This window comes from uncultured Campylobacter sp., assembly GCF_938018145.1.
Classification (GTDB): domain Bacteria; phylum Campylobacterota; class Campylobacteria; order Campylobacterales; family Campylobacteraceae; genus Campylobacter_A.
The window spans coordinates 1-4362 of record NZ_CALIII010000203.1; the positions used below are offsets into that span (position 1 = coordinate 1).

The 4362-nt window shown below is 45.6% G+C and carries 4 protein-coding genes; 3 read left to right on the forward strand and 1 reads right to left on the reverse strand.

Annotated features, from left to right (window positions below):
- The coding region (locus Q0338_RS04650) for a trypsin-like peptidase domain-containing protein (RefSeq protein WP_298085738.1) at positions 1–1033 on the reverse strand (1033 nt) is incomplete at its 3' end.
- A gap of 175 nt (positions 1034–1208) precedes the next feature.
- On the opposite strand from Q0338_RS04650, the gene Q0338_RS04655 reads away from it, so the two are divergent.
- From Q0338_RS04655 to Q0338_RS04665, 3 genes are all read left to right on the forward strand, one after another.
- The gene (locus Q0338_RS04655; protein WP_298085739.1) at positions 1209–2081 is read left to right on the forward strand and encodes a DnaJ C-terminal domain-containing protein; all 873 of its coding nucleotides are present in this window, start codon (positions 1209–1211) and stop codon (positions 2079–2081) included.
- A gap of 1 nt (position 2082) precedes the next feature.
- Positions 2083–2460, forward strand: coding sequence for a helix-turn-helix transcriptional regulator (locus tag Q0338_RS04660; protein WP_298085740.1), 378 nt, complete (start codon positions 2083–2085; stop codon positions 2458–2460).
- Positions 2461–2585: 125 nt separating this feature from the next.
- Complete coding sequence (locus Q0338_RS04665; RefSeq protein WP_298085741.1) at positions 2586–4031, forward strand: potassium/proton antiporter; 1446 nt, start codon at positions 2586–2588, stop codon at positions 4029–4031.
- The last annotated feature ends 331 nt before the right edge of the window (positions 4032–4362 follow it).

Genomic DNA, 4362 nt, shown 5'->3' on the forward strand with positions numbered 1-4362 from the left:
TTCCAGGCGATTTTGAGCCGATTAAATTTTTTAGCTCGTTAGCGTTTTTGATCGACTTGCCGTCGATTTTCACGATCAGATCGCCGCGCTTGATACCCGCTTTATCGGCAGGCATATCCTTCTCGACGCTGGAGATCAGCGCGCCTTCTTTATTTGAATAAATTTCTTTCTGCTCGTTCGACATATCCGAGATCGTCACGCCTATAAAGCCGCGCTCGATCTTGCCGTCCGAAATGAGCTTGGAAGCGATATCTTTTACCATATTTGATGGGATCGCAAAGCCTACGCCGTTATTTCCGCCGCCGCGACTTAAAATGGCGGAATTTATCCCCAAAAGCGCGCCGCGGCTATCTACTAACGCGCCGCCGGAGTTGCCCGGATTGATCGAAGCGTCGGTTTGGATGAAATTTTCATATTGATTTAGACCGATGTTGTCTTTATTTAAGCCGGAAACTATGCCCTGAGTGATGCTACCGCCCACGCCGAAAGGATTTCCGATGGCAAATACGATATCGCCTTCCATTAGTTTAGCCGAGTCGGCAAACGGTATGGCTTTTAGCTCTTTGGCATCTATTTTGATGATGGCTAAGTCGGTTTTAGGGTCGGTGCCGATGATTTTAGCCTTGTACTCTTTGTCGCTATCTAGCAGCGTGACTACGATCTCGTCGCTATCTTCTACGACGTGGTTGTTCGTCACGATGTAGCCGTCGCTAGATATGACGACGCCAGATCCTAGCGAGCTGCTTTTTTGTTTTTCTTGGGGTATGTTAAACTGAAATCCAAAAAAGTCCTTAAAAAACGGATCGCTAAACATATCGTTCATATCTGCTACGTTGCTGCTGACGGTTTTTGTGGTGGAGATATTTACGACCGATTTTTTAGCGTCGGCGATAGAGCTGTTGTAGGACAGCACGACGTTTTTGTTAAATTCCGGATTTATTCTAGTAAAATCCTCTGCGGGTTCGTTAAAATTTATGCTTGCGGCAAAGATCGCGCAAGAAGTAGCCAAAGATAATATCATTATCTTTTTCATTACTTTTCCTTTTGATAAAATTTTTTTCAAAGCGCGATTATAAGGCGTTAAGCTCAACGTAAAGTTAATTATTATTTAAGTCGTTTAAAATCGTTTCGTTTACTATACTTGATTGACATACGCTAAATCTTTATGCTATAATCCCTATAAAATTAATTGACTAGAAGGACATAATATGAGCAATAGTCTTTACGAAACGTTAGGGGTGTCCGAAAAGGCCACTAGCGACGAGATCAAAAAGGCCTATCGCAGGCTGGCTCGCAAGTATCACCCCGATATCAACAAAGACCCAGGCGCAGAGGATAAATTTAAAGAGATAAACGCCGCGTATGAAATTTTAAGCGACGAAAAAAAGCGCGCGCAGTACGACAGACACGGTGACGCGATGTTTGGCGGGCAAAATTTCCACGACTTTGCGAGTAGCTCGGGTATGGGAAATTTGGACGAAATTTTAAAAAATATCTTCGGCGGAGGCGGCTTTAGCGGCTTTTCAAGCAGAAGCGGCTTTAGCGGATTTAGACAGACTGGCGGTTTTAGCGGCTTTGAGGACGATGAGGATCTAGACTCCCGCGCGAAGGTAACTATCCCGTTTGACGTAGCCGTAAAAGGCGGCGAGCACTCGATAAATTTTAACGGCGAAAACATCAAAATAAAAATCCCAAACGGCATAAATAACGGCGAAAAGCTACGCATAAAAGGCAAAGGTAACGGCGGACGCGGCGATCTGATACTAACCGTAAATATCGCGCCTAGCGACGAGTACGAAAGAGACGGCGACGATCTATATAAAGACGTGCTAATCCCGCTAAAAACGATGATGTTTGGCGGTAAGATAGACGTAAAAACGCCTAAAAAAGACGTAACGATAAAAATCGCCGAAAACTCAAAATCAGGGCAAAAAATCAGGCTCAAAGGATACGGCGTGCAAAATAGAAAAAGCGGGATATTTGGCGATCTGTACTTGAGGGCGCGCGTGTCTTTGCCGGACGTAAATGCCCTAGACGGCGAGCTAGCCGAACTCATGAAGCAAAAACTTCCGGAGGCATAAAATGAAACAATACGAAGAACCGGTCTATCTAATAAGCGTCGTAGCCAAGGTGCTCTCCATACATCCGCAGACGCTGCGCCAATACGAGCGCGAGGGGCTACTAGAGCCATCAAGAACCGAGGGTAAGATGCGCCTTTACTCGGAAAAAGATATGGACCGCATCAAGATGATACTGCGTCTAACGCGCGATCTGGGCGTAAATTTAGCAGGCGTGGATATCATCTTGCAGCTAAAAGAGCAGATCGAGCAGTCTGAAGTCATGATAAAGCAGATGAAAGAGGAGCTAGCTAAAATGGAGCAGGGCGGCGTGCCGTCTAAAAAGGCTCTGGTAAAGCGCAAAAATAGCTTTGATCTCATCTTTTACGATGATAAAAGTTAAGCCTTTTTATCCGTTAAAAAGGTAAAATCTGGTAGAATTTTTTTACAAAACGCGCCAAATTTGAGGCTTTAAGTGTGCTAAATTTAGCCTTAAATTTGCCCCGCTTTGAACTCAAATGAGGGACAATGTTAGAAACTTTTTTACTATTTTTCTCTATCCTACTTATCGCTTGTATCGTCTCTAGCAAGGTTTCAGATAGATTCGGTATTCCGTCGCTAGTCGTATTTTTGGCCGTGGGTATGCTCGCGGGCTCGGACGGACTGCTGGGGCTTGATTTTGATAACCGCCAAATCGCCCAAGACGTGGGCACTATCGCGCTTATTTTTATACTTTACGCAGGCGGACTTGATACGAATCTAAAATCTATCCGCCCCGTCATGGTAAACGGCATCATCCTGGCCACCCTTGGCGTAGTGCTAACTGCCGGCATGATAGCCGTACTCGTAAAATACCTACTAGGTCTTGACTGGCTAGAGGCTTTGCTTTTTGGCTCTATCATCTCCTCGACCGACGCTGCGGCGGTGTTTGCGATACTAGGAGCAAAGGAAATTTCGCTGCGAAACAACATCCGTCCGCTTCTGGAGCTAGAGTCCGGATCAAACGACCCGATGGCGATCTTTTTAACCGTCACGATGCTACAAATCATCTCCATAGCCACGATCCCTAGCGTTCCCGATGTAGCGCTAACGTTGGTTAAGCAGTTTTTGCTAGGCGGGCTGATGGGTTATGTGTTCGGCGTCGCGCTACCTGGGCTTTTTAACCGCCTAAGGCTTGAGTACTGGGGACTATATCCGGTGTTTTCGATGGCTTGGGTGATGCTTTTATACGTGCTAGCGGGCAAGGTTGGTGGTAACGGCTTTCTGGCCGTGTATATTGCCGGTATGTTTATAAATAAAAAAGAGTTTGCGCATAAGAAAAATTTGATCGGTTTTCACGACGGTATCGCGTGGACGATGCAGATCGTCGTCTTTTTGACGCTGGGTCTTTTGGTAAACCCTTCTCAGCTACCGGCCGTTGCGCTTGCCGGCACCGTGATTGCGTTTTGGATCATGTTCGTCGCGCGTCCGATGGGCGTTTTTCTCTCGCTTTTGCTCTCTAGATATAACGTCAAAGAAAAGATATTTATCTCGTGGGTCGGGCTTCGAGGCGTCGTTCCTATCGTACTTGCGACCTATCCGTTCGGCGCAAATTTGCCAAATTCCGAGCTTATTTTTAACACGATATTTTTCGTCGTGTTCGTCTCGATCATCATCCAGGGCATGACGTTAGAAAAGGCCGCGCAAAAATGCGGCGTCAAAGAAGAGATCGTAGCCGAAGAGGTCGAGATGTCGAACTTACCGATCTTTTATCATACTTTGCGCCAGCACACCATACGCTTTGACTCCGAAGTCGTCGGTAAAAACCTAGCCGAGCTCGAGCTTCCTAGCGACTTTTTGGTGCTACTCATCAAGCGCAAGGGCGAATACATCAAACCTACCGGCTCATCGGTATTTGAGGAGGGCGACTTGCTACTGATCCAGTGCGAGGACGAGAACAAATACAACGAAACCCTAAAGACGTTTACGGCGTAAATTTGCTGCCGTTTGCGTAAAATTTAAAGAAAGGAAATAGAAATGAAATTTGAGAAAATGACTTTATCTACATTTTCAAGCGCGTTTCGTAGGATAAGAAATAAAAAAGGACTTAATAAAAATAAAGAGAAAGGCGTTAAAGATGAAAAATAAAGCATTAATTATAGCTGTGCTTTTAAGTGTGTTTAGTCTAAGCGCTTTTGCTAAGGTTGATTGTAGCGACCCTAAAAATAGACCGCGTAATATTGGCGGCAGATTAATAGGGGGGGGTGAAAGAGTGCGACGTTAATCGCGGCACTGCGGAGCGCGCTAAACGCGACCTTGATATGAC

Coding starts and splice junctions, on each gene's coding strand:
- Q0338_RS04655 (WP_298085739.1), top strand. CDS start 1,209: ATGAGCAATAGTCTTTACGAAACGTTAGGGGTGTCCGAAAAGGCCACT.
- Q0338_RS04665 (WP_298085741.1), top strand. CDS start 2,586: ATGTTAGAAACTTTTTTACTATTTTTCTCTATCCTACTTATCGCTTGT.
- Q0338_RS04660 (WP_298085740.1), top strand. CDS start 2,083: ATGAAACAATACGAAGAACCGGTCTATCTAATAAGCGTCGTAGCCAAG.